At 59.0% G+C, this 3021-nt stretch carries 3 protein-coding genes; all 3 read right to left on the reverse strand.

Annotated elements, in window-relative coordinates; genetic code table 11:
• Nucleotides 1-1025: sodium:solute symporter family protein (locus ENN40_01235; protein ID HDP93966.1), on the reverse strand; the 1025-nt coding region annotated here is incomplete at its 3' end.
• On the reverse strand, nucleotides 1022-2335 hold the full coding sequence (gene ablA, locus ENN40_01240; GenBank protein ID HDP93967.1) for a lysine 2,3-aminomutase: 1314 nt from the start codon (nucleotides 2333-2335) through the stop codon (nucleotides 1022-1024). The genes ENN40_01235 and ablA, both read right to left, overlap by 4 nt.
• Nucleotides 2332-2931 carry a MarR family transcriptional regulator gene (locus ENN40_01245; protein HDP93968.1) on the reverse strand — a complete coding sequence of 200 codons (600 nt, stop codon included), beginning with the start codon at nucleotides 2929-2931 and terminating at the stop codon, nucleotides 2332-2334. Before ENN40_01245 ends, ablA begins: the two co-directional genes overlap by 4 nt.
• Nucleotides 2932-3021: the final 90 nt, after the last annotated feature.

The following is a 3021-nucleotide window of genomic DNA, read 5'->3' on the forward strand; positions in this document are numbered from 1 at the left end:
CCGGATGAGGCCATCATGCAACTGTCCGCGGTGGACATGATGGCGGAAAAGTAGGCGGCGATCACAATCCCGGTTACTCCCGCCGGCAGGGCGGTCTTGATCATCATGGGCATGCCCATCTCCGGCTCCACCAGGGGAAAGAGTACACGCGCGCACATGCCCAGGATTACCCCGGCAAACGCCATCACCGGGTATTCAAAAACCCCGGCGATGTACCAGGCGCGGCGGGCTTCCTTTTCATTGCGGCAGGCGAACATGCGCTGGTACAACGTCATGGCGATGATCCAGATGGGAATAATCGTGACCATCCAGTTAAAAAACCGGGTGAAACTGATGTTTCCCAGGTGAAAGGCCTCCGGCCCCAGGCTGTGCCGCAGGCCGGAGATGCCGCCCACCTTGTGCAGGGCCAGGGGAATGGTGAACACGATCAGGCCGGTGAGCAGCAGCGCCCATTGAATGGTATCGGTGTAGATCACCGCTTTCAGGCCGCCGATGACAGTGTAGATGATGGTGACCGCGGCGATCACGATCAGGGCGAATTGAATCGGCTCCATGCCCCAGGGCGCGCGTGGAATAATGGTTGCCGCCGCCAACTTGGCGCCCGCCAGAATCTGTCCCCCGGTAAACCCCAGGTAACCGATGCCCGATACCAGGGCGGCGACCAGGGCCACGCGGTCGTTGTAGCGCCAGCGCAGGAAATCGGGGAAGGTCATCATGCCTTCTTTGCGGTCTACCTTCTTAATGCGCGGAATCAGGAATACGGCGGTAATCCAGGCCCCCACCAGGCCGGTAAAGAGCAGCCAGGTGCCGGCCAGCCCCATCACAAACCCCACGCCGCCCAGGCCGATGGAAAATCCGCCCCCCACGTCGGTTGCCACAATAGACAGGCCCACGTGGTGCGCCGTGATGGAGCGCGAACCCACATAGTAATCTTCGCTGTTCTTGTTGCGGAAATAGTGATAGGCGCCGATGCCCAGCACACCAAACATGTAGAGAGCAAAAATCAGGTAATCGATCCAACTCACTCGTCGTTTCTCCGTTTGTGACGGTCACTGCCCGAGGGCACCAACGAGATGGTATCGTCGTATTCGGCCAAAAGCTTTTCAATGCCCACGGCTTTCCACTCGTCCGCGTCCTCGAGTGACAGCAGCAGGTCGCAGTTTTCACAGTTGCGATCACAGAACACGGGCTCGTAAGAGTCCGGTTCCTTGTAAGAAGTGATCACGCCCTCGTAGTTGCGCAGGATCACCTTGTTGGTTGACCAGGAGATCAGGTAGTTGGGCATGACGGGAATTTTTCCCCCGCCGCCCGGGGCGTCGATCACGTATGTGGGCACGCAGAAACCGCTGGTGTGTCCGATCAGGCTCTCCAGGATTTCGATGCCTTTGCCCACCGGGGTGCGGAAGTGGGAGAGCCCTTCGGCCAAATCGCACTGGTACAGGTAATAGGGCCGCACGCGGTTCATGACCAGCTTGTGAACCAGGGCGCGCATGATGCGCGGGCAGTCGTTGACCCCGGCCAGCAACACCGACTGATTGCCCAGGGGAATACCGGCGTCGGCCAGCTTGGCCAGGGCGGTGCGCGAAGAGTGGGTGCTTTCGCGGGGATGGTTGAAATGGGTGTTGACCCATACGGGGTGGTGTTTTTTCAACATGTTGACCAGGTCGTCGGTGATGCGGTAGGGCAGAACCACCGGCGTGCGCGTGCCGATGCGCACCACTTCAACCGTGTCTATGGCGTCCAGTTCCGACAAAATCCAGTCGAGGCGTTCATCCGACAGGAGAAAGGGATCTCCGCCGGAAAGCAGCACGTCCCGTACCCGCGGCGTTTTGCGGATATAGTCCAGGCCCTGGCGGATGATGTCATCGTCGGGAATGTGGTCCACGTCGCCCACGCGCCGCTTGCGCGTGCAGTGGCGGCAGTACATGGAACACATGTTGGACACCAGGAACAGCACGCGGTCGGGGTAGCGGTGGGTGATGCCCGGCACCGGGCTGTCCTTGTCTTCGTGCAGGGGGTCGCACATATCGTGTTTGGACATGACGAGTTCGGCCGGGTTGGGAAACGCCTGGCGCGCCACGGGATCGAACTCGAGATTGTCGGTATCGATCAGGGACAGGTAGTACGGGGTAATGGAGAGGGGGAACTTTTCCAGGGTTTTTACGATCTTCTTGCGATCCGTTTTCGGAAACTCTACTCCCAGCAGCTTTTCAAAGGTTTCCAGGTCGCGCACGGAATGTTTCAGCTGCCATTTCCAGTCGCGCCACTGCTGCAGGGTGGCCTTTTCATCGATCGAGGCGGATATGGCTTTTTGTCTGGGTGATAGCTTGGTCATCTTGACTCCTTGTATGCATAATCCGGGTCTTCGGTGAATTCTTTTTTTCCCCGGCCGCCCTCTTCTCCCGGTGACAGTATGGGAGAAGGCTCCAGGTGGCCGGCGCCCATCATCTCAACGATCCGCTCCAGGGAAGCGGCAATCGCCGACTGCTCTTTTTCCGGCAGCCGTTGCAACTCGTGGGCCAGGCGTTCCTGCAACAGCAGGGGAGGGGCGCTGCGGGTCAGTTTAACGGCCTCGGGCGTGGCTGAAACAAACACGTGACGCCGGTCCGCACCGCTGCGTTCCCGCCTGGCCAGGCCACGGGCTTCCAGGCGGTCCACGATGCCGTTGACCGTGGACTGGCCCAGGGCAACCGTCGCGGCCAGGTTCTTGAGGTTCATGGGTCCATTTCTCACAATGGCCATCAGGCACATCAGTTGGGGAACCGTGATGTGAAAAGTGGAAAAAAGGCGGCGGGAGTGGATGTCCACCGCGCGGATAATGCGCCGCAACGACACCAGCACGCGCATGCCCCGGGTCTCAAAAAAAGCTTCTCCCCGGGCGGATTCCGGCTTGAAAGGTTCTAAAGATTCAGGTTCGGTTGAGTGGTTCATCGTAACTATCTGCTGTTTGCGTTTCCGGACATGGCTTCAGCAAAATGATTCCACCACGAATCATTCTTGCACAAATTATACCAATAAAAC

It is taken from the genome of Candidatus Aminicenantes bacterium (genome assembly GCA_011049425.1).
GTDB lineage: Bacteria > Acidobacteriota > Aminicenantia > UBA2199 > UBA2199 > UBA876.